Raw genomic sequence first — 21,303 nt, forward strand, 5'->3', positions numbered from 1 at the left:
TTCCTTCTTGACGGGGCTCAACGAAGTTAAAAGGCCCGCCAGTACACTGGTTCAGCCCGGCAGTCCATCATACGTCGCAGGAGGAGCGCCCTTGTTGACCGTTCTCATGGCAACCTTCAATGGCGCAGCCACGTTGCCGAAGGTATTGGAAGCATATAGCAGGCTGACCGTGCCACCCGGCGGTTGGCGCATTGTCGTCGCCGATAATGGCAGCAGCGACGGAACGCGTGCGCTCGTCGAGCGGTACGCCGATCGTCTGCCACTGCGATATCTTTGCGAGCCACGCCGCGGCAAGAATGTGGCACTCAATACTGCGCTGGCCGTCGCGCTCGAAGGAGATGACGCCGACGGCTTGTTCGTGTTCACCGATGACGACGCTGCGCCCGACGCCGACTGGCTGCTGCGGTTCGCCGAGGCCGCACAGGCACGGGCGGACTTTGACATCTTCGGCGGTGTTATCGTTCCCGACTGGGGCGCCGCACCGCCATCCTGGATCGAACGTCTCGTACCGCTTGGCCTCACGTTTGCCATCACTCCGGGTGACACGCCCGAAGGCCCCGTTTTCCCGGGTCTGGTGTGGGGCGCCAATATGGCCATTCGCCGCAGGTTGTTCGATAGCGGCCTGCGGTTCGACGAATCCATCGGTCCGGCCGCGGGTTCTTACGCGATGGGCAGCGAGACCCAGCTGACGCGCCGGCTTGCCGATGCCGGCCGCCGGGCATGGTTCTGCCGCGGCGCCCGGGTGGCGCACTTCATCCGTCCCCACCAGATGACGTACGGCTGGGTACTCGAGCGGGCAAACCGGTTCGGTCGCGGAAAGTATCGCCAGGAGTGCCGCGGGCAGTTCGCGGAATGGCTCGGCGTACCACGGTGGATGTACAGCCGTTTCGCGGTTGAACTGCTCGGTCTGGCAGGCGCCTGGATGCGCCGTGACAGCGACGGGGCTTTCCTGCGCCGCTGGGAACTGGCCTACCTGCGGGGCTATATGCGCGAAGCGTGGCGTGCCGGCCGGCCTGAGGGCCGGGGGCGCGTGCTGATCACCAGCTATTCCGGCGAGCTGGGCGGCATGGAACTGCGCATGGCCCAGGAGGCGCAGTTCCTGCGCGCCGGTGGGTATGACGGCGTCCTTGGCATTCGCCCTTTTCCCAGCAGCGCCATGTGGACAAGCGACTTGCGTCAGCGGCGCCTCCCCGTGCATCGGTTCGCTCCACCACCCGTGCTGGAGCAATGGCGCTGGCGGCGCCTAAACAAGATACGCGCGCTGCTCGGCAGCGTACGATCGTTGCGTCGCTTCCGGGCCGACCTCGTGCACGTTGCCTTCTGCTGGAATACCTATGGCGCCACCGCCTTATGGCTGGCCGGGCGCTGTGGCGTGCCCGCCGTGATCAGTGTCCACAACACGTTCCCGCATTGCGAGTTCGGCCGATGGCACCACCCGATGTTGCATGAAGCGTTCGCCGTGGTGCGTGGCATCTACGGCGCCACGGAGTCCGCCCTGCAGCATTTTCTCGCACTGTACAAGCCGTACCTGCGGGACGATATTCGCCTTGCCGTGATTCCCAACTGCGTCGACATCAGGCGGTTCCGCCCTTCCGCGGAAGTGCGCTACGCTGCGCGGCTGCGCTGGGGCATACCGGCCGATGCGCTGGTGATCGGATCGATCGCCCGCCTGTCACCGCAAAAGCGTCCGGAAGGCCTGGTAAGACTGCTGCACGTCTTGCGTGCCGACTTCCCGAGCTTGTATCTGCTGCTGGCGGGCACCGGTCCATTGGAAGGCGCAGTGCGCAAGCTTGTGGCGGACCTGGGGTTGGACCGTTACGTGGTTTTCACTGGCTACCAGGAGCATGTCGAGGAAGTGATGCCCATGCTGGACATTCACCTGCTTCTGAGCCAACGCGAAGGTTTCGGCATCGCCACCATCGAGGCGATGGCATGCGGTGTTCCGGCAGTTGCCAGCGACGTGCCCGGCAATACCGACGTATTGTCCGGCTGCGCGGGTGGCGTACTGGTCCCCCTCGATGACGATGCGGCAGTGGCGCATACGGTGGCCGATCTGCTTGCCGACCCCGACCGGCGCGCGCGGATGGGCGAGCAGGGCAGGGCGGATACGGTGCGCCGCTTCAGTACCGAGCACGTGCAGGCAATGGTGCATGCGTTCTACGACGGGCTGCTTTGATGCCGTCCGCCCGCCGCTCTCTGCTCGTGTCATTTGGCGAACGCTACACGCTCCTGCTGATCGGCGTGATCGGCACCATGGTGATTGCGCGCATGTTGCCGCCGTCCGAAATCGGCATCTTCTCGATCGGCGCCGTGCTCGTGGGTCTGGCGCAGGTATTGCGTGATTTCGGCGTGGGCCAGTATGTGGTGGCGTCGAAAACACTGACGACCGATCAATTGCGCGCTGCGCTGGGTGTGTCGATGGGATTCGCGTGGACGCTTGCGCTGGTTGTCACGCTGCTCAGCGGTCCGATGGCGGACTTCTACGACCAACCGCCCCTGCGCGACGTCATGCGCCTGTTGGCGGTCAATTTCCTCCTGGTGCCGTTCACAGCGCTGACAATCTCCTGCCTGCGGCGCCAACTGCGCGTGTCCGCCATTTATGTCATCAATACAACGCACAGCCTCACGCAACTGATTTGCACGGTATGGCTCGCCGCACTGGGTTATGGATGCCTTAGTCTTGCCTGGGGCACCGTGGCCGCGGCGCTCGCGGCAGTGGCCGTGAGCCTGCCCTTGCGTCCCGCCGAGGTGCCATGGTTACCCCGGTTGCACGGCGCTCGCGCCGTCCTGTCGTTCGGCTTCTATGCGACCGGCGGAAACATCGTCGACGAAGCTGGCGTGGCGGCGCCCGACCTCGTCATCGGGAAATTGCTGGGCGCGGAGTCCGTGGCAATTTTTGGCAAGGCCCAGGCACTGCTGAACTTGTTCAGCCAGGCTGTCACCAGCGCGGTGTCGCCCGTTCTGTTGCCGATGTTTGCGCGTCAGGCGCGTGATGGGCGGGATCCGCGCGCCGGCTACCTGCTGACGGTGAGCTGCATGACTGTTATCGCATGGCCTTTTTTCGCTTTGCTGGGCGCATTGGCGCTGCCAGCGGTCAACATTGTCTACGGGCATCAATGGGACGCAGCCGCGCCATTGATACGCGTCATGTGTTGGTCGTCTGCACTGTATAGCATGTTCAGCATGGCTCGCTATCTGTTCATCGCCACGGGGCACGTACGCGAACAGGCGCGGCTCGATACATTGACTGTGGCGGTGCGGGTCTCGTTATTACTGCCCAGCACATTGGCAGGTCTTCAGTGGGTTGCTTTTGCTGTGGTTGTCAGCGCCTTATTCCGTTGCTGGCTTACATCGCGTTACCTGGACAGTCTCACGGCCATCAACGGCACAGCGCTGCTGCGCGCGGTCAGCCGCAGTGCCGCGGTGACCGCGTTGACGGTATTGGCGCCGATTGCCGCCCTGTGGACGATGCCGCCCGGCCACACCCAGCTGGTCGTCGCGGCGGTATGCGCAATCGGCCTTTGGTTCGCAGGCGTGCTGCTATTTCGGCACCCGCTGGCAGAAGAGTTGGAGCTTGCATGGCGCAGGCTCCGGCATCGCGATGCAGTATGAATAGGAGTAGTAGCCATGCGTGTAGGCATTTTGTCTTACCCGATGCTGTTCCAGCGCGAGGGTGGTTTGCAAGTTCAGGTGCGGGAAACGATTGCTGCCCTGAATCGCCTTGGCGCCGACTCTTCGCATCCGTTGCAGGCACAGCTCGTGGACCCGAACCGGGAACGCCTCGATGCGTTCGACCTGATCCACGTTTTTTCCGCCATCAATGGCAATCATCGCGTGGTCGAAGCCGCCAATGAGATGGGTGTGCCCGTCGTGTTGTCGCCATTGCTGTCGCCGGGATGGAATCGCGCCACCGGCTTTCGGGCACGGGTTGCGGATCGCCTGGCAGGGCGCCTGAGCGGATGGAATGTACAGACCAGTTATGCACAAACCAAACGGGCATTGCAGCTTGCACGCCTTGTGATCGCGTTGGGCGAACCGGAGCGAGAGGCCATCGTTTCGGGTTTTCTTGTGGAAGCCGGAAAAATCCGCGTTTTCCCCAACGGTATTGGTGGACAGTTCTTTACGTCCACTCCGGCACTTTTCCATCACAGGACAGGCATTACGGGACCATTCGTATTGATGGTTGGCGCTATCAATCCGTATAAGAATCAGCTCGGCCTGGTCCAGGCACTGGTGGACTCCCAGCTTCCAGTCGTGCTTATTGGTCATGCTGCAAGGCAAGACCAAGCGTATCTCGATACCGTGCTTCGTTCACCCTCGGTGCGCTGGCTTGGTGCACTGGATCACGACGATCCCCTCCTGGCCAGTGCATATTCGGCCGCCTCGGTCGTCGCACTGCCGAGCCATGGCGAGGTTTTCCCGCTGGCCGTGCTCGAAGCCTTGGCGGCTGGAACACCCGTGGTCATGACAGACGAAAATGCGCTTGACCTGCAGGAAAGTGACTTCGCACTACGCAAGGTGCCTTGGCATGACGCCGCCGGACTACGCGCGGCGATCGGCGGATTCATGGATCGATCGCCGCCGCGTGAAGGCGTGCGCGCGCTGGTTGAAAAGTACACTTGGCAGCGCGTGGCTTCCGGGATTGCCGCTTGCTATGTGCAAGTCGCCGACAGCGTGCACGAGAATAAGCCGGAGCACATCGACTTGGTGAGTTCGAAGTCATTCGAGAACGCACGGCTGGCTGCCAATCAGGTTGCCGATGAGCCTGAACGCGCATCCTCCTGAGTACCACGCCATAGGATTTACGGTTAGTGGATCAAGTTGATCGCCGGGCCGATTCACGGTCACGTCGTTTGCGTGCGCGCGCGATGTACTGCGAGGGCGCATAAACGGGTGGGAGTAATAAATCTCGGATCTCGCGTACCGGCAGATCGTGCCGGCCTGCTGCGCTGCGCAACTCGGCACAATCCCACCCAAATCTCGCGGGCCAGTCGAGCGATGTGCCGAGGTGCTACGCCTGGCGAGTCCGGCGAACACATTCGCAATGTATGGTGTCGCGTGGGCGCCGTGTCGGCTTCGGCTTGCCGGAATTGACCTGATGCGTTGGATGGTAGAGAACCGGATGGCATTGGCCCCACCGCACAGTGTAACCCTGTCGCATGGCGCGGCCGGGCCGCATGGCATGGCATGGCATGGCATGGGGGGCATGCCATGGATATGGCAATATCGCGAGGCGTGGCGCGTGGAATGACCGCGCCCTATGGCGAATGCTGGCGCCGTGCCGCTGCTCAGGCGCGTGGCCTGTAACGCAGGATTGCAGCGCCTTTTTCACATGCCAGTTGCCGCTGTTCGATTTCCGGGAATTCCGCAGCCCAGCGGCGAAGTATCTGCTGTTCGTCCGGGCGACGTGCATCGTCCAGGAAAACCGCTGCACCGGGGGACAAGCGGCCAAACAGCGCTGGGCCCGCGGGATAACGCGCAAGCGAGCGCGTCGCTTTTGGTGGGCCGTCGATAACGAGCATAGCGATTTCCAGGTCTGGCGGCAGGCCGTCGACTGCATACCAGGGCCATGTAGCGTCGGCAAACTGCTGTGCGGTAAGCGGCGCATCGAGTATTTCGGCCCAGGACGATAACCCATGCCGTTCCAGTTGTTGACGCGACTGTCGCGCAAATACCGGGTCGTGCTCCAGGCTGTACACCTTGCCGCTGCCGTTGATCTGCATGCACCGCGCCAACACGAGCGTCGAAGTGCCGCTGCTGCATTCGACCACGACGTCGGGTTTTTCCGCCAGCGCGTGCCGCGTCAGTTCGAGCAGGAAATCCGGTGAGGCAGCCCAGCCGCGGGTATCGGGCAGGCTGTGAGACAAGCCCAGGTCCGTGTACAGACCCTGCAGCGCCTCGAGCTGGCGGAACAGGCTGGAACTCTCATGTTGCGACTGGTCGCGCACGTCGTAGAGCAGTATGTGGATCATGCGCACCTTGTGCAGGGTATAAGCGCACAACAGCAATGTTGCGGTTATGAACAGCAGAGACGTCAATGAGAACATGTCACACCTGGTCGTAGTAAGCGTAGTGGTCACCGCACGTGAAGGGTTTGGTCTTGTTATAGATGAGGTTTACGTTCGGGCAAGACTCGATCTGGCGCAGGGCCTCGCGCACTGAGCTGTGGGTGGTACGTTCCGCTTCCACAACCATGACGACTTGGCCCATCTGGGAAGCCAGCACGCTTGCTTCCGATGTGATCAGCAGTGGAGGCGAGTCGAAAATCACGATGCGGTCGGGATAGCGGGTGGCGATGTCATCAAGCAGGCGCGACATGCTGCGGCTGGCCAGAAACTCGGTCGCATGTTTGTTACGGCGACCAGCAGGAAGCAGGCTGAGCGCTGGCACATTGGTTTTCAGGATCACTTCCGACAGATCCAGTTCCTCGTCGAGCAGCACATCCATCAGCCCTGGCCGTGCTGCAAGGCCCAGCACATTGAGCAGGGAGGGGCGGGCTACGTCGGCATCCACCAGCAAGACAGTGGTGTCACGCTCCATCGCCATGCTCATTGCCAGATTGATGGCGCAGTAAGTCTTGCCTTCGCCAGGCAGCGCGCTCGTGACGATGATCAGATTGCCATGATGAATCGACGGTCCGTCGATTTCGCGCGCGCTGCGCAGCAGTGGGCGTTTGATGCTACGGAAATCTTCCGCGACACCACTACGGCCACCCTCGTGTGTAATCATGCCCAGCTGCTGCAAACGCAGCAGATCGATGTCGGCAAAGCGGCCTTCCGGGCTGACGAGAAATGGCTCCATGCGCGGACCGGTGGTATTCGGAATCATCATCGTCTCCTGCTAGAACTGAAGCATAGAATGGGCCATTACGCCGCCGTAGGACATGAACAGGCATGCCATGCCCGCACCAAATCCAATCTGCCCCCGGCGCCTTTTCTTGCGTTCGGGTTCCGTCCAGTTCATGGCGACTGAACCCAGCACACGCAAGCCCGTTGCTTCGCGCAATGCAGCCGGGCTCAGGTAGGTAGGGCGCACTTGGCTGATCAGCAGGGCAACTGCGGCGCCAGCCAGGACGGCCACGCCGAGCACGACGCTGTAAAGCAGTGCCCTGTTGGGGCCGGTTGGGCGGAGTGGTGCCGTCGGCGGATCGATGATCTTGAAACTCAACATGTCGGTGCTGGTGCTGAGGTCACCCGACAGTTTCGCAGCTTCCCGCCGCTCGATCAGTTTCTCGTAGTTATCCTTGTTGATCAGGTAATCGCGGTTCAACTGTGCCAGTTGCGATTCAACTTCCGGCACCGCCTTGCTCTGTTCGACAAGGCCATCATGCCGCTGCTGCATTTCTGCCGCCCTTGCACGGATGGATGCCACCCGGGCGTCGGCTTCGGCCAATGCGACTTTCAACTGTTGCAACATCGGGCTATAGCCTCGACCCGGGTCGGTAGGAGCGGCACGGGTCTTGGCCTCCAGTACCTTGCGCTCCTCAAGCTGCGCGATCAGGCGACGTGTCGAGATAATGTCGGGATGAGCCTCGGTGTACTGCAACAGCAGTGCATCGAGTGACTTGTTGAGGGCCAGGATGCGGCCGTCGAGTTCGGGGTTGTCGATCGAGGCTGCCGTAAGATCGGTGCCGAGGATCGGCTCGTCGCCCTGAATCTGCGCATTGATTGCATTGCGGGCCTGCTCGGCCTCGACAAGCTCGAGCTTTGCGGCATTCAGTGCATCGGTTGACATCAGCAGTTGCGATCCATAGTCAACGCCTTGCCTTGGCAACAGGGTGTTGTTCTTCAGCTTGAACTCCTTCACCGAGTTCTCCGCAGCCAGCAGCTTGTCTTCATATGCGCGGATCTGGTCATCGATGAATTGCACGGCCTTGTCCGACTCGCCTTTCTTGCCCTTCAAACCGCCTTCGACAAAGATCGTGAGCAGCGCTTGCACCACGTCGCGCACGAGACGCGGATCGCTATTGCTGTAGCTGATCGTATAGATGTCATAGGTGCTGGTGCCACCGATGCGGATCTTCTGCATGAGTTCTTCGACCTGCTTTTCGTGTTCGCGCGGCGTGGCTGCCTTGACATCCAGGTCGACCATGCGAATGACGCGCTCCACGTTCGGGCGGCTCAGCAGGGTGCGGCTCATGATCGCCACCTGCTGGGTAACATTCGGCATCGAGGTCATGCCCGAAAGTAACGGCTTCAGGATACTCTGCGTATCCACAGATACACGGGCGGTCGTCTGGTAGTCGTCGGGCAACAGGTAGATCTTGATCCAGCCGCAAGTTGCCACAAGCCAGGCAACGAGTATTGCGCTCCAGCGGTATTTCCAGATTCCCTTTAACCCGGACTGTAGCTGGGCGATGATTTCTTCCATAACCGGTTCTCCGCGTCAACCTAGTCCGATCGATTATATGGCTGGGTTTGGACGGTCGGGTCCGTACCTGCTGAGCTCTTGCGTCCTGTCAAAAAAAAAGCGTACCGCCAGTGACCTCGGCGGTACGCTCACCAGTAACGCGATCAGTCGCTCAGGATTTGCGACGGCGGTTGACCAGCGACATGCTGAGCAGGCCTGCAGCCAGGATGGCCAGCGTTGCCGGTTCCGGTACTTCCTCCTGCAGCGCGTCGGCAAACGTGTTGTGTTGAATCGTCAGCTGGTAGGTCCTGCCCGCAACCAGGACATCGCTGGTGGCCGTCAGGAAACCAGCGAAATCGTACTCCGACGTGCCTGTCAGGGCATGCGTGCGGCTGACGAGCGAGTCACCATTGATTTCCTCCGGTGAATAGGACAGCACGGAAGCGCCGGTCTCCAGATCCTGAATCTGGATGCTCCACGACAGGCGTGCGTTGGCCACGGACAGGTCGCTGGCACCCGCCGGGGTATGCGCCAGGGTATGCGCATCGGCATCGAAATTGACGGTGATCGAATCCGCCGCGTCGAGAGCGAACACGAACGACGTCGTCGTGCCGGTGTTGGCATTGCCCGATGCGGTATCCGAGCCTGAGCCAACCGAGGCGGTTGCGCGGGTATTCGCCGTCGCGCCGCCGGGGGTAATGGCCGAACCGGCCAGTTCGGTGTCACCGTAGCCGAACGTGCTGAGGACGGCGGGCACGGGGATCTGGCCAAAGCGTGGCACCAGCGGCACCGACGGGCAAGCCCCGACGCAGATCGGGCCAATTGCACTGCTCAGCGGCGGGGGCAGGCTGCCAACGGTTGCCGTTGCAAGGCGGGTGTTGTTTACGACCAGCGTCGAGAAGTCATTCGCCGCATACTGGGTTCCCCCGGAATTCACGAAAATCAGGTTATTGATGTTCAGGATGGAATCCGCATAAGCATGTGCCTGGGCGCTGCCGGCGGCGCTGAACGCGAGCGTTACAGCGGCGGCCGTGACCAGAAAGCCTTTCCTGATGATATTCATGGCTTGCTACTCCTTGATAAGTGGTTATGGCCAGAGAATCTGTGCCGACGAGCCACTACTCAGCAGCATTCGTGCCACTTGCTGATACGTATGCAGAATCAAGACCTTACGAAAATGCGTCGCGGCGTCGTCGTCGATATGCAAAAAAGTCCGACGTTCCACGGAACTCACTGCCCGAACAGCGGTCTGATGTGCATCGACCTTCAAGACTTCAGGAGCAGACGTGCAACACGACGACACCATCATTTCCTTCGAAGCTGCCGCGAAATTGCGCGATTTGGTGATTCGGGAGCAGGAAGCCGGCGTGGCCCACACCCATTCGATCGACATGCAGCTCTTCCATATCCGCATGGCCAGTACCGACGGTCACCGTGAGGCCGCAAACTTGTTATTACGCAAAATGTACGGCTGGCGGGGCTATGATATCGATGCCGACAGCGAGCACGCGCCCAACCGCATTACGCTCTATGCGGAGACTGCCGGAACCACGGTCGGCACCATGTCGCTGTGTCTCGACGATCCCGAAATCGGCCTCCCGGCGGATGAAAACTTTCGCGACAAGCTCGACGAGCTGCGGTCGGAAGGAAGGCTTCTCTGCGAGCCTTCCCGGCTGGCCATCGACAAGGACGTCACAAAACGCGTCTTTGCATCGCTGATCCATATTTCTTATATTTATGCGCACAACATTCATCACTATTCGGACTATGTCATCGAAGTCAACCCGCGCCACGTGATGTTCTACAAGAGAATGCTGGGCTTCCGCGATTTCGGTGGAGAGCGGCCCTGTACCCGGGTGAGCGCGCCGGCCGTGCTGTTGCGCCTCGAACTGGAATACATGAGAGAACAGATCCGCGCCTTTGCGGGCCAGATGGAGCATGCTCCAGGCGAGCGATCGTTCTACCCGTATTTCTTCCCGCTGCGCGATGAACCCGGCATTACGACACGCCTCAAGCAGGGGCGTGACTGACATGGGCGGCACGGTGGAGGCGCTGGCGGCATGGCGCCGGCTGCTGGGGCAGGACCGCGTGCTGGACGATGCGCCGACACTGGACCGCTACGCCGCCAGTACGTCATCCTGGAGCACGCGGCCGCTCGTCATTCTCAGGCCGGGCAGCACCGCCGAAGTGGCGCAGGTGGCCCGCACGGCCACGGAATACAGGGTACCGCTGTACCCGATCAGCGCCGGCCGCAACTGGGGCTATGGCGACGCCTGCGCGCTTGCCGACGGCCACGCGATTGTCGACCTGTCGGGCATGAACCGCATCCTCGAGGCCGACGCGACCCTTGCGTACGTGGTCATCGAGCCTGGCGTCACGCAGCTGCAGCTGTCGCAATACCTGCGGGAACAAGACCTGCCGCTGTGGATGGACTGTACCGGCGCTGGTCCCGACACGAGCCTGATGGGCAATATCCTCGAACGCGGCTTCGGGCATTCGCCCTATGGCAACCGGTTCCAGAACGTGGCAAGCATGGAACTCGTGCTTGCCGACGGCAATGTCGTGCGCACGGGCTTCGGTCATTACCCGTCGTCGGTCAACCACCGCGTCTATCCGTATGGCGTGGGCCCCTACGTGGACGGGCTGTTCACGCAATCGAACATGGGTATCGTCACGAGCCTGGGTCTCTGGCTGATGCCAAAAACCGAGGCGTTGAACCATTTCCTGTGCATGGTGCACGCGCACGACAACATCGCTCCCATCATCGACGCGCTGCGTCCGTTGCGGCTTGACGGCACATTGCGCAGTATCCTGCACATCGGCAATGATCTGCGGGTGATTTCGGGCGGCACCACATTCCCACGTGAACTGGCTGGCGGCAAGGTGCCCTTGCCTGACGACATACGGGTGCAACTGCGAAGAGCGGCGGGGGTAGGCGCCTGGACTGTATCGGGCGCGTTATATGGCAGTAACGACCAGGTGGCGGCTGCCCGGCGTGCGGTGCGCCGGGCGCTCGCACCGACGCGCGCCAAGATCCAGTTCCTCGATGAACGCAAGCTCGACCTGGCTGCCACTGCCGCCCGGCTGCTGGGCAGCACCGGTGCGGGAAAGCGCCTGGCGGCAAAGGTGGCGCTGGGGCGTTCGCTGTTCGAGATGAACCGTGGCATTCCAAACGGCCGCTTCCTGGCGGGCGCCTATTGGCGCCGTCGGGGCGGCCTGCCGGCTGAATTCCCCGTCAATGCCAATCCTGCGCTGGATCGCTGCGGCATGTTATGGGTGTCGCCCGTGCTGCCGATGCGCGGCGAGGATCTGCTGCGCGTGCATGCGCTGGCCGCGCCGATCTTCCTCCAGCACGGATTCGATCTGTTCGTAACATTCAGCATGATCAACGAGCGCGCGCTGGGCGGCGTACTGACGGTCGCCTACGATGCCGAAGATCCCGCCGAAGTGCACCGGGCTCGCCTGTGCTATGGCCAGATTTTTGAAACCATGATGACTGCCGGCTATATACCCTATCGCGTCGGCCTGCAGTCGATGGCGGACCTGGACAGCGGCGACGATGGTTACTGGCGCATGGTGGGCCGGATCAAGGCCGCGCTTGATCCGGCGAATGTGATTGCGCCTGGCCGATATTCGGCGCGCGAACGGCCGCATGAATGAGGCGGCCCAGCGCTCAGTGCAGCCGCCAGGAAGGCAGCACCTGCACTCGCTGCAAAGATCCGGCCAGGGCACATCGCCGCTGGCCGCATCGGGGCCGCCTCAAAGTTTCGCCATCAGCGCGCGCACCTCGGCCTGGCGCTTGAAGTCAGGCACTGCCAACAATTTTTCGCATTGCGCCCTGGCACCGCTGCGATCGCCCGACATGAACAACGCCTGTGCGAACCGCAGCCGGATATCGTTTTCCGCAGGCGCCTGTTCCATCGCCGATTTCAACAGGGGCAAGGCTCGGGCCGGCTCTCCCTTGTCGAGCAGGATCGCCGCAAGCGTATCGGCAATGACCGGGCTTTTCGGTGCCAGCTTGTACGCTTTTTCCGCGTACTCGAGCGCGCGGGCATCTTTCAGTTGGAGCAACGACCATGCGTAATCGTTCAGCATTGCGGGATTGTCCGGAGCGCTGCGCAAGATGTGCTGGTACTGCTGGCTTGCTGCCTTGTGATCGCCGTCACCCATCAACATGCTGGCGTAGTAGGTGCGCATCTGTAGATCGTTCGGGTGTTTGTCCAGCCATTGGCGCACCTGCGTCACCGCCTCCTGCTGTTTTCCGGCTGCCACCAGGGCGCGATGCAGGGCGATCACGATCGTGCCCGAGGGAACGACCTGCAAGGCGCGCTGGTAGCGTTGAATCGCGTCGCCAGGCTTTTGCTGGGCCATCAGCACGTCGCCCTCCAGCTTGAATCCAAGCGGCCAGTCGGCATGGCGCGCTTGCAGCGACTGTGCGGCCGAGAGCGCTTCACTGTATGCTTTCTTTTCGATCAGCAGGGCATGCTGCAGCACAATCGCGTCCGCGCTGTCCGGATCGGCCTTCACTGCCTTGCGCGTCGCCAGCAATGCATTATCGAAACGCTTTGCAGCCAGGTGGATACCCGCAATCCGCAACTGCACGGCCGCCGACTTGGGCTGCATCGACGCGAGCCGTTCCCAGCTCTCCAGGGCAGCCTCGTTCTGGCGATCGAGTTCCTGCGCCTGCGCAAGCAGGGCCAGCGCGCGGGTATCGGCCGTATCGGTAGCCTGCAGTTTCTGGGCCAACGTCAAGGCCTTCTGTTTTTCGCCTGTCTGCAGGTAAAAGTCGGCCAGTTGCTGGGCTGACTCCTTGTCGTTTGGATTGTCCCTGGTGGCCTGTTCCAGCCAACGCGTTGCTTCGGCTGGCTGGCCGATACGTGCCTCCAGCTTGGCAAGGGAGGTCAACAGCACCACGTTTTTTCCGTCACGGGCGAGTGCCGCCTCGTAGCGCTTGCGTGCTTCTTCCGGTTTTTTCTCCACGATATCGAGATTGGCCAGGTTGTCCAGGGCGGGCATGTACAGCGGATCCAGCGCGAGTGCCTGCGTGAAACCCGCGCGAGCGCCATCGACATCGCTTTTGGCCAGCAGCACGCCGGCACGCAGGTTCTGCGGGATGGGTAATTGAAGTAGCCCTACTGCTTATTGGCTGTCTACGAATCCGAGCCAAATATACAGTGGTTTGAAGGCCACGAGAAAATGCGGCCTTCAGCGTAGTTTGCGCTTCGATATTTGGCAGCAGAATCGCGTCATTCGGACGCTTTTGGAGATCCCCAAGGCAGGTCCACGTCGAGGGACGAAACCTTCGGGATGGCGCGCTTGATGTAGATGTTCGTGGTCTTGGCGGACGTGTGCGCGAGCCGCGTCTGGATCGCTTCGTGCTGCTGGCCACCGGTGGCCGCGTCCGTCGCGCCGAGTGAGCGAAGATCCTTGAACTGGATGCTCGGCCCGAACTCCCGGCCTTCGGCCTTTGCCTCCGCCATGGCACGCTTGCGGGCTTCGATCCACATTTCGATCAGGCTGTCCCCAGAGTACGGACGGCCGACGTTCTTGTTGCTGGTGGCCGGGAACACGTAGATGCTCACCACGCCGCGACGACGCTTCTCCGCACGTGCGCGCTCGATTACCTCCGCCATGGCCGCCGTGATGGTCAGGTCCACGACGATACCGCTCGTGCGCTTCGTCTTGCCAGGTTGGAAGGTAATGGAACCGCCAGCCAAGCCGGCGGGCCCCGGGCGGATTTGCGATTCCTGCAGCAGTCGAATCTCCTGCGCGCGCTGCCAGCAGAGATAGGCCATATCAACTATGCACACGAACATGAAGCCGGTCGGCGTGCGCTTCCCGTGACTGCCCACCAGGGCCGCCGCGCGGATCGCCGCAACTTGGTCATGGCTGGCCAGCACAGTGCGCACCTTCGTGCGGTAGGCGGACATGTCCAGCTGGTCGATCGGGTTGTCCTGGCGCAGCCCCAAGTCACTGATGATGAACCGAAACAGCTTACCGCCCAGCGCCGTGATCTTCTGCGCCGTATTCGCCTTACCGACGTATTTCGCGCGCAGGAAGTCAGCCCAGTCCTTCGTCGTCACCTGCGTGGCGTGGAATTCGCTGAACACGTCGGCGATCAGATCTAAGTGCCGGCCGTAGGTAACGATGGTTCGCGGCGTGTACTCCCCCAGCATGCGGGCCTTGAACTCGGCGCAGCACCACGGCATCATGCCCTCGGCATTCACCGGGCTCCCCAGCACCGTCGCCAGCGCCTGGAGCATCGCCGGCTCGCCATCCTCCAGCGTGCACAGCTTGATCCACTTCTTCGGCCCGGCTTTCGGGCTGCGCGGGTCAATCGTCGCTTCCGTGGGCACGAAGTAATAGGCGCCGTGGTTCACGTACACGCGGCGGGGGAGGCCGCGGTTGGTCTTGCGTTTCCGGTTCATTTACAGTTTCAGTTTCGGTCGAATGGTTGGTACGTTCGAAGCGGCCGGGGCCATCAGGTGCATGCGCAGCACGCACACGGTGTTGTCGCGCATGCGGCGCGCCGGCACGCCCAGCTCCTTCAGCGCGCGCAGTTGCTCGGCGGCCCGCCGGTACCGGGTCAGTTCGAACAACTCGGCGTTGGACAGGATTTCTTGCATCACGCCTCCTTCCCGGCCTGCTTCGCAGCAAGGGCGGCGAAACACATCCGGATCTGGTGAAGGTAGCCCAGCGTGCTTTCCTTGCTGTAATTGCCGTGCTTCTCGATAGAGTCGATCAGTTGCCCCAGCAGCTCGACACCTTCGGCCGCATCCTCTGCCTCATCCGGCAGCGCGCCCGCCAAACGCTTTTCAAACTCGCGCCGCACCATGCCCAGCACAGCGAATGCCACGTCCCACACGCCTTGATCGCTGTCTGGTAGTTCCGTGATTCCCAGCATCCGGCAAATGAGCCGCAGACGTGCGCCCGTGTCGGCTTCCAGGGTGCTGATCGATGACGGCAGCGCGCCCGGTTGGCGAAGGGCGGCGCGGGCTTGCCATGCTTCCCAAGCTGACTGCACATACGGATTTGCGTAGTCCGTTGGGCAATCGTCATCCCTGCTCAACTCCGACGCACGCTCGTAGTGCTCAAACGCTGCCCGCTCGTCATCCGGCAGTGTCGGCTGTGCTGTGGGCGCTGTGCTGTACTTCGTCAAGAACACGCTGCGCTTCCATGCCGGCCAAGTCGCTACGATGGCAGCAACGCGCGCGAAGTGGTCGCCGTCATCCGCCTGCGCTGCTGCCTCTGCCACTGGCTCGCCAATGACTCCCAGCGCTTCGAGGATGTAGCCGCTCCGGTGCGCGTGCTCGGGCGCCTTCGCGCCGTACTGCCAGCCAGTGCCAGCCTCCCAGCCCTCGAAACGCCAGCGGTATGCCACAGCACCCCCGCCCGCCGTGCGCTGAACGATCCGCTCCACCTTCGCATACAGGGCTTCCTTTTCGGCCCGCGTTTCTTCGACCATTTTGGCCCACTTCGCTTCGTACTCGGCACGAACCTTGTTCAGTTCTACCGCCGCTTCCCGCCGCGCCTCTTCCGCAAGGGCGTCGCCGTGATCCCTTGCATGCTGATCAGCGATACCTATCAGCTTGTGTACATCCTCAGGCGTCCAGTTATAGTGCAGGGCCATTGCGGTAGCCTTGAATTCTACGTTCGCTGCAATGGAACGCAGCTTCACAGACGCGCCCTTCGCCGGGGTTCCGGCTTCGGTGGCGCGTACAGCCGTCCCCGCAGCGCTTGCGGTGGTGCCCGTGCCAGGGGATGGGGTGGCGCTTGGCAATGCAGGCACACGGGCAAGCGTTTCTTCGGCAACGGCGTGCATGAGGTTGTAGATGCGGTGGCGCTCATCCTCGTCCACCGAGTTCACGAGGTAGCGGTAGGTCGAGCCTGCAATGAGGCATTCCAGCACCTTGTCGGTCATCCGCTCGACGCGCGGCATGCCTTCGGGACCGTTTTCGTATGTGTTCATCGTGTTCTTTCTGCTGCTGGGTGGATGGTGGGGATCAGGACCGGCCTTTTTTCTTGCGCTTCAACCACGGCTGGCTGTTGATCCAGGGCGGTGGCGGCTCGTAGCGGACTGCATCAAACACAGGAAGCGTGACCGCCAAGTTGCCGAAACGCTCGGCCAGCGTCAGCGTGCGGTCGTCGGGCGGCTCGGCCTTCAACACCACTTTGCACCCGCCTTGTTCCAGCCGCTGCCGCAGCGCCTCGCTAAGCAAGACGCCAGCGCCGATAACTAACAGCCACGGCTTCATTGCCCATTCTCCCGCTCGATAGGCGCAGCAGGGGCGGCGCGCAGCATGTTGTCCATGGCCTCGATGCACTCGTTGATACCGTTGTTGTATGACTCCCATTCGCCGCTGGGACGGTGCTTGTCCACATGGGCGATCAGCGCGCGGCATTCCTGCATGGCCTCGTGCAGCACGAAGTCGCGTGTTTCCCGCTCGCTCGGCGCTGCCGTTACTGCCGGGGTGGCGGCAACAGGCAACGGCGAGTGCTTCGGCTTGGCGGCCTGCTTGGCGCGGATCTGCTCTACCTTCGTCCAGATGCGCGCCAGCTCCACCTCACCGCACTCGTGCATGTCCAGGCCGTTTGCGAGGCACAGCGCGGCCAACGTAACCATGACGCCGCCCACTTCCTGCGCGGGCTCGCCCACCGGGCGGCCATACACGTAGTCCACGAGCTGGTGCGCCTCGTGCGCCGTGCAGCCGGTGGACTGCACCAGCTCTAACGACTCTTCCAGGAAGCGGTGGTTTCGCTCTTCGCGATCACCGGCGATCATCTGCCCGAAGCACGCCATCATCCACGGCTGCACACGCTGCTGGAACGGCTCTGCCTGTGCCATCGGTGCAGAGGAAAGAGCGGCGATAACTCGGTCCATGCGGTTCAATTTGCCGATCGTGGCGCGCGTGCCTTCGGGCACCTCGTCGTGAATCCACTGACGCACATTCCGCGCATCGGCCAGCGCGTCGGTGATCGCTGCTACTGGTGCAGGCGATGCTGCAAACTCGGCTTCTGGCGGGTGAACTCGGCAAGGCCAGCGCAGGCTACCGCTACCGCTCGGGCAGGAGCAATTCTCATCGTCGCTGTAGTGATCGTCAGCGGCGGTCGGTGCAGGCGATGCTGGAGTGCTGACGGCGCGCTCGGCGGGCATGCACGTGTATTCGACCAGGCGCAGGGCAGGGTAGTCGGAAGCACTCGGCTGCTTCGTGAAGAATTGCGCGACCTGGCCGGCGTCATTCAGGCCCAGCCAGATACGCGCGGCGCCGGCCATGGCGGAAAGGGTGGCCGCTTCGCGCGGCAGGTTGGTAGTGGTCATGCTGCAGTCCTCATAAATTGTTCGTGGGTGAAGTTCGCGCGGATCAGCGCCTCGGACAGCGGCGGGCAGACGCTGTTGCCGCACATGCGCACCTGGGCCGATTTTGTCAGCGGCACACGCGGCAGCGCGAGCACGTCGCCGGCCACCTGCACGCCGTCGGCGAACAGCCGGGCCGGGTCCGGAATTTCTCTGATGACGTAGCCGCCTGGGAAGCCTTGCGCGAGGTACAGCTCGTGCGGCGCGAGCATGCGCAGGCCGATGTCCACGATCTGGTAGTCCTGGCCGTGGATTGTCACCAGGCCGTAACGGTCCTTCGTCGTCACCGTGTGCAGCGGCCCGGACAAATTCTGATCGTGGCCGGCGCCGTAGTATTTCAGCAGGAAGGCGCGCACCTCCGCGTGATGCTGGCCACCGGCGCTGATCGTGTGCAGCGGTTCATCGACCGGTGCCGCGGTGCTGGTGCCACGCAGCTTCACCACGTGGCTCGACACGATGCCGAGCGCGTGCGGCGCGCCGGCGGGGTTCTCCTTCGGACCCGCGGTAATCGTCGGCACAGGCTCGGTGAGCTCGCTGCCAGTCGAGCCGGTGCGGAACTTCGTCAGGTGCGCAGTGACCAGGCTGTGGTGGTCGCTACTGGTCACCGTGCCGATCGGGTCCACCAGCGCGGAGCCGACGACGCCGGTGTAGTGCTTTGCGAGGAAGGCGGTGGCAATCGCCGTGTCCGCCTTCGCCGTCTGGGTTGCCGTGGGCTCGTCGGCGCCGCGTGGGCGGCTGTCGCCGGCCCGGCCGCCCACGCCCACCAGTGCTGCCGAGACCAGACTGAAGTGGCCGCCCTTCACCTGGGCGCAGATGGTGCGCAGCGGCTCGTCCGCCGCCATGACGCGCTGGTTCGTGGCGTTGGCATGCTCGTTCAGGAACGCCGTGACGAGCGCATGCTTGCCGCTGGCGACCAGCGTGCCCACCGGTGCGCCGATGTCCAGCGCGCGCGGCGCCTGGCCGGCGCGTTCGCCGTAGCCGACCTGCACCAGGGTTGCCGATGCCAGCGCCTTCTCTCCTCGCTGCGCACCGGTGACCGTGCGCATTGGCTCGTCGATCGATTCGACGCGGTCGGAGCCTTGGTGCGTGAGCGGCACGATGAACGGCCGCTCCGCGTCGATCACGTAGCGCATGATGCCCTTGGCGATGCGGCGCATCGTGGCCGGCGCCAGTTCGCGAGTGCGCTCGAAGATGCTCGGGCAGGGCAGGGACCAGTCGATACACTCGGCGGCCGTGCGGTACGGCAGCAGCTTCCCGGCCAGCACGGCCGGCGACGTCGGCGCGCCGTGCGTCGGGGTCGGCCAGCGGATCGGCAGGCCGTCGCGGCGCGCCACCATGAAGAAGCGCTTCCGGATCGTCGGCGTGCCGAAGTCGCAGGCGCGCAGCTCACGGAAGTCGACCGTGTAGCCATGACCTTCCAGCTGGCGAACGAAGCTCTTGAACGTCTTGCCGCGGCGCGCCGGGTCCGGCTTTGCGCTGCCGTCGGCGGCGACCAACAGCGGGCCCCACGTCTGGAACTCCTCGACGTTCTCCAGCATGATGACGCGGGGCTTGCACTTCGCCGCCCAGCGCAGCGCGACCCACGCCAGGCCCCGGATACGCTTCTCGACCGGCTTGCCGCCCTTCGCCTTGCTGAAGTGCTTGCAGTCGGGCGACAGCCAGACCAGGCCCACCGGCTGGTTTTTCGTGACCTCGATCGGGTCCACGTCCCACACGCTCTCGCACAGGTGCTTCGTGTGCGGGTGGTTCATGGCGTGCATGGCCAGCGCTTCCGGATCGTGGTTGATTGCGATGTCGACCGGGCGGCCGAACGCAGCCTCGAGGCCCGTGCTGGTGCCGCCGCCACCGGCGAAGTTATCGATGATCAACTCGCTGCCCAGATCCAAGGCCATGGTGAACAGGTCTCGCTTCACGTTGCAGCTCCTGGCAGGGGCGGCAGCGGCATCCAGTGCGTGACGCGCTCGGCGTCGATCGGCGTCCGGTCCGGGTAACGCCAGATGCCGGCGTCTCGGTAGCCAGTCCAGACATCGTCATCGTTCAGCGCTATCAGCACCAGGGTTTCGTCATCAGGCAGGCGCACGTCCGCCGGCGTCCAGTCCGCGAACGGCGACGTATGGATCGCGGTGCGGCCTGGGCCTGCCTTCTTGAATACCACCAGGCCGACGCTGTAGGCGTGCTCGTCGCGCAGCTGCGCGAGCGCGTCGGTGCGAACGTAGCCGGCAGGTGCCGACGCGGCGGCGGGGGCTGGCAGCACACGCTGCAGATCGCGCGCGCCGGCCAGGTGGTTTTGTTCTTGTTCCATCATGCGTTCTCCATTTCTTCATTCGGTGCGCCGGCCTGGGCCGCCGCGTCTTCGGTGTCCGGCGAGTCGCGCTGCGTGTTGCGGTGGTGCGGGCAAGGCGTCAGCGCTTCGGCTGGCACCGGCTCAGAACTTCCGACCAGGTAGACCACCACCTCGGGTGCGCCGCCTGGCTTCTGGAACTGCAGCGTGTGCAGGTGATGCAGTCGACCCTCGTACAGCACCGGGTGCGCCGTCTGCCAGGCATGCAGCAGCACGCGGTTCTGGCGTTCGGCCGCGTCGCGCCGCGACGGCGACTCGGAAGGCGCCTCGACTGGCGCACGATCTTCGGCCCGGCGCCGCTGGTTCATGGCAGCCACGACACCACCACGGCGGCCAGGGCGCCGAGGATCACGGCGATCTCGGCGACGTCCGCGAGCAGCGGACCGATGTCCTCGGGCTTCATGCGCCCACCCACAGACGCGCCGCGACAACGAGTGCGCCAGTGAAAAAGCCGAGCGGGGGCATCAGGAGCCATCCCATCGGGACGCTCCAGCAGTTCATCTTCGTCATGGTTTCCTCGTTAGAGTGGGGCGGTGCGGCGTTCGCTCGAGGCCGGCAGCGTGCGGTGGACGATCGCGGTGACGCCCAGGGCGCCGCGGTCGTACGCGGCGTTGATCAGGGCGACCAGGCGGCCGATCGCTTCGTTCTTCTCGATGCGCCCGTCAGCAAAGCGGGCAGTGATGATGTAGCTCACGTGGTTCTCCTGGCGGGTTGTCGGTGCCGGGTGTCCATGTCCGGCTGGGCCTGTGCGTCGTCAGGCTGGCGTTGGGAGAACCACACGTGAGACCCCTCATGCTCTCGCTGCACCGGTCGATCCCGGCTACGAGGAGGCTCATGTCTGGTCACCGCTTGCGGCGGTGAATCGTGACTTTCGAATTAGTCTGCGCAGTCGCGGCGCGCAGTGCATGCATACGAACCGGCGCAGATCGCGGGCTGGCGGCAGTAAGCCGGACCAGGCACCAGGGTGTTGAGCCGCGGTTCCGCAGGGTTCGGCAGCTGCGCGCACCTGGCGACGGCCTGGCCTCGCAGCAGCTCGCCACCCTTCATCGCTGCGGTGCTGTTCGCCGCGTCGATGCATGCGGCGGAGTCGTCGCGGAAGGTGAGCCAGTAGCTGTTGAGGGTCGAGGTCGTCATGGTTTAAACAAAATTGCAGAGCCGATGACGTATTAAACACCATGTTTAAGATCGACGTCAAACATTTTGTTTAAACTTCCAAATTTTTCTGGTACAGTGCGTTCCGTTAGGTGACAGACTCAAC

Annotated in this window: 20 protein-coding genes; 5 read left to right on the top strand and 15 right to left on the bottom strand. The window is 63.1% G+C overall.

The genetic code is table 11. The annotated features are described in order from the left end of the window. Nucleotides 1-91 precede the first annotated feature (91 nt). Genes ACY65G_RS22380 through ACY65G_RS22390 form a run of 3 tightly spaced genes read left to right on the top strand, consistent with a single transcriptional unit; the run spans nucleotide 92 to nucleotide 4,785 of the window. Entirely contained in the window at nucleotides 92-2,176 is a 2,085-nt protein-coding gene (locus ACY65G_RS22380) for a glycosyltransferase (RefSeq protein WP_464999492.1), read from the top strand. Then, nucleotides 2,176-3,612, top strand: coding sequence for an oligosaccharide flippase family protein (locus ACY65G_RS22385; protein WP_464999493.1), 1,437 nt, complete (start codon nucleotides 2,176-2,178; stop codon nucleotides 3,610-3,612). Before ACY65G_RS22380 ends, ACY65G_RS22385 begins: the two co-directional genes overlap by 1 nt. A 15-nt stretch (nucleotides 3,613-3,627) precedes the next feature. After that, the gene (locus ACY65G_RS22390) at nucleotides 3,628-4,785 is read left to right on the top strand and encodes a glycosyltransferase family 4 protein (protein ID WP_464999494.1); all 1,158 of its coding nucleotides are present in this window, start codon (nucleotides 3,628-3,630) and stop codon (nucleotides 4,783-4,785) included. Between the two features lie 503 nt (nucleotides 4,786-5,288). Here ACY65G_RS22390 and ACY65G_RS22395 read toward each other — a convergent pair. The 4 genes from ACY65G_RS22395 to ACY65G_RS22410 form a co-directional block, all read right to left on the bottom strand. Beyond that, a complete protein-coding gene (locus ACY65G_RS22395) occupies nucleotides 5,289-6,047 on the bottom strand; it encodes a class I SAM-dependent methyltransferase (protein ID WP_464999495.1) in 759 nt (252 codons plus the stop codon). 1 nt (nucleotide 6,048) lies between these two features. Next, entirely contained in the window at nucleotides 6,049-6,831 is a 783-nt protein-coding gene (locus tag ACY65G_RS22400) for an XrtA-associated tyrosine autokinase (protein ID WP_464999496.1), read from the bottom strand. 9 nt (nucleotides 6,832-6,840) lie between these two features. Then, nucleotides 6,841-8,370: an XrtA system polysaccharide chain length determinant gene (locus tag ACY65G_RS22405; RefSeq protein WP_464999497.1), complete on the bottom strand. Its 1,530-nt coding sequence runs from the start codon at nucleotides 8,368-8,370 to the stop codon at nucleotides 6,841-6,843. Between the two features lie 151 nt (nucleotides 8,371-8,521). Further along, on the bottom strand, nucleotides 8,522-9,412 hold the full coding sequence (locus ACY65G_RS22410) for an EDSAP-1 family PEP-CTERM protein (protein WP_464999498.1): 891 nt from the start codon (nucleotides 9,410-9,412) through the stop codon (nucleotides 8,522-8,524). 223 nt (nucleotides 9,413-9,635) lie between these two features. Between ACY65G_RS22410 and ACY65G_RS22415 the strand changes: the two genes are divergently transcribed. Both ACY65G_RS22415 and ACY65G_RS22420 read left to right on the top strand, forming a co-directional pair. After that, a complete protein-coding gene (locus ACY65G_RS22415; RefSeq protein WP_464999499.1) occupies nucleotides 9,636-10,379 on the top strand; it encodes an N-acyl amino acid synthase FeeM domain-containing protein in 744 nt (247 codons plus the stop codon). Nucleotide 10,380: 1 nt separating this feature from the next. Continuing rightward, nucleotides 10,381-12,009, top strand: a complete 1,629-nt coding sequence (locus ACY65G_RS22420; protein ID WP_464999542.1) for an FAD-binding oxidoreductase — start codon at nucleotides 10,381-10,383, stop codon at nucleotides 12,007-12,009. Nucleotides 12,010-12,108: 99 nt separating this feature from the next. On the opposite strand, the gene prsT is transcribed toward ACY65G_RS22420, so the two are convergent. From prsT to ACY65G_RS22475, 11 genes are all read right to left on the bottom strand, one after another. Beyond that, the gene (gene prsT / locus ACY65G_RS22425; RefSeq protein ID WP_464999543.1) at nucleotides 12,109-13,464 is read right to left on the bottom strand and encodes an XrtA/PEP-CTERM system TPR-repeat protein PrsT; all 1,356 of its coding nucleotides are present in this window, start codon (nucleotides 13,462-13,464) and stop codon (nucleotides 12,109-12,111) included. 131 nt (nucleotides 13,465-13,595) lie between these two features. Next, a complete protein-coding gene (locus ACY65G_RS22430) occupies nucleotides 13,596-14,777 on the bottom strand; it encodes a tyrosine-type recombinase/integrase (RefSeq protein WP_464999500.1) in 1,182 nt (393 codons plus the stop codon). Then, nucleotides 14,778-14,975 (bottom strand): DUF4224 domain-containing protein, encoded by a 198-nt coding sequence (locus ACY65G_RS22435; RefSeq protein ID WP_464999501.1) that lies wholly within the window; start codon nucleotides 14,973-14,975, stop codon nucleotides 14,778-14,780. Continuing rightward, entirely contained in the window at nucleotides 14,975-16,318 is a 1,344-nt protein-coding gene (locus ACY65G_RS22440; RefSeq protein ID WP_464999502.1) for a hypothetical protein, read from the bottom strand. The genes ACY65G_RS22435 and ACY65G_RS22440 overlap by 1 nt, the downstream gene beginning before the upstream one ends. Nucleotides 16,319-16,352: 34 nt before the next feature. Beyond that, nucleotides 16,353-16,604 (bottom strand): hypothetical protein, encoded by a 252-nt coding sequence (locus tag ACY65G_RS22445; protein ID WP_464999503.1) that lies wholly within the window; start codon nucleotides 16,602-16,604, stop codon nucleotides 16,353-16,355. Beyond that, a complete protein-coding gene (locus ACY65G_RS22450; protein ID WP_464999504.1) occupies nucleotides 16,601-17,668 on the bottom strand; it encodes a hypothetical protein in 1,068 nt (355 codons plus the stop codon). The genes ACY65G_RS22445 and ACY65G_RS22450 overlap by 4 nt, the downstream gene beginning before the upstream one ends. Next, nucleotides 17,665-19,617: a DNA cytosine methyltransferase gene (locus tag ACY65G_RS22455; protein WP_464999505.1), complete on the bottom strand. Its 1,953-nt coding sequence runs from the start codon at nucleotides 19,615-19,617 to the stop codon at nucleotides 17,665-17,667. Before ACY65G_RS22455 ends, ACY65G_RS22450 begins: the two co-directional genes overlap by 4 nt. After that, nucleotides 19,614-20,009 (bottom strand): DUF551 domain-containing protein, encoded by a 396-nt coding sequence (locus ACY65G_RS22460; RefSeq protein ID WP_464999506.1) that lies wholly within the window; start codon nucleotides 20,007-20,009, stop codon nucleotides 19,614-19,616. Before ACY65G_RS22460 ends, ACY65G_RS22455 begins: the two co-directional genes overlap by 4 nt. Continuing rightward, nucleotides 20,006-20,353, bottom strand: a complete 348-nt coding sequence (locus ACY65G_RS22465; RefSeq protein WP_464999507.1) for a hypothetical protein — start codon at nucleotides 20,351-20,353, stop codon at nucleotides 20,006-20,008. Before ACY65G_RS22465 ends, ACY65G_RS22460 begins: the two co-directional genes overlap by 4 nt. Nucleotides 20,354-20,565: 212 nt before the next feature. After that, nucleotides 20,566-20,739: a hypothetical protein gene (locus ACY65G_RS22470; protein WP_464999508.1), complete on the bottom strand. Its 174-nt coding sequence runs from the start codon at nucleotides 20,737-20,739 to the stop codon at nucleotides 20,566-20,568. Between the two features lie 182 nt (nucleotides 20,740-20,921). Then, complete coding sequence (locus ACY65G_RS22475; RefSeq protein WP_464999509.1) at nucleotides 20,922-21,179, bottom strand: hypothetical protein; 258 nt, start codon at nucleotides 21,177-21,179, stop codon at nucleotides 20,922-20,924. Between the last annotated feature and the right edge of the window lie 124 nt (nucleotides 21,180-21,303).

It is taken from the genome of Pseudoduganella sp. jia 12, from assembly GCF_055502675.1.

Bases quoted from the DNA above. Each gene is read 5' to 3' on its own strand.
- ACY65G_RS22385 (WP_464999493.1), top strand. From the start codon at position 2,176: ATGCCGTCCGCCCGCCGCTCTCTGCTCGTGTCATTTGGCGAACGCTAC.
- ACY65G_RS22390 (WP_464999494.1), top strand. From the start codon at position 3,628: ATGCGTGTAGGCATTTTGTCTTACCCGATGCTGTTCCAGCGCGAGGGT.
- ACY65G_RS22395 (WP_464999495.1), bottom strand. From the start codon at position 6,047: ATGTTCTCATTGACGTCTCTGCTGTTCATAACCGCAACATTGCTGTTG.
- ACY65G_RS22400 (WP_464999496.1), bottom strand. From the start codon at position 6,831: ATGATGATTCCGAATACCACCGGTCCGCGCATGGAGCCATTTCTCGTC.
- ACY65G_RS22405 (WP_464999497.1), bottom strand. From the start codon at position 8,370: ATGGAAGAAATCATCGCCCAGCTACAGTCCGGGTTAAAGGGAATCTGG.
- ACY65G_RS22410 (WP_464999498.1), bottom strand. From the start codon at position 9,412: ATGAATATCATCAGGAAAGGCTTTCTGGTCACGGCCGCCGCTGTAACG.
- ACY65G_RS22420 (WP_464999542.1), top strand. From the start codon at position 10,381: ATGGGCGGCACGGTGGAGGCGCTGGCGGCATGGCGCCGGCTGCTGGGG.
- ACY65G_RS22430 (WP_464999500.1), bottom strand. From the start codon at position 14,777: ATGAACCGGAAACGCAAGACCAACCGCGGCCTCCCCCGCCGCGTGTAC.
- ACY65G_RS22435 (WP_464999501.1), bottom strand. From the start codon at position 14,975: ATGCAAGAAATCCTGTCCAACGCCGAGTTGTTCGAACTGACCCGGTAC.
- ACY65G_RS22440 (WP_464999502.1), bottom strand. From the start codon at position 16,318: ATGAACACATACGAAAACGGTCCCGAAGGCATGCCGCGCGTCGAGCGG.
- ACY65G_RS22445 (WP_464999503.1), bottom strand. From the start codon at position 16,604: ATGAAGCCGTGGCTGTTAGTTATCGGCGCTGGCGTCTTGCTTAGCGAG.
- ACY65G_RS22450 (WP_464999504.1), bottom strand. From the start codon at position 17,668: ATGACCACTACCAACCTGCCGCGCGAAGCGGCCACCCTTTCCGCCATG.
- ACY65G_RS22460 (WP_464999506.1), bottom strand. From the start codon at position 20,009: ATGATGGAACAAGAACAAAACCACCTGGCCGGCGCGCGCGATCTGCAG.
- ACY65G_RS22465 (WP_464999507.1), bottom strand. From the start codon at position 20,353: ATGAACCAGCGGCGCCGGGCCGAAGATCGTGCGCCAGTCGAGGCGCCT.
- ACY65G_RS22475 (WP_464999509.1), bottom strand. From the start codon at position 21,179: ATGACGACCTCGACCCTCAACAGCTACTGGCTCACCTTCCGCGACGAC.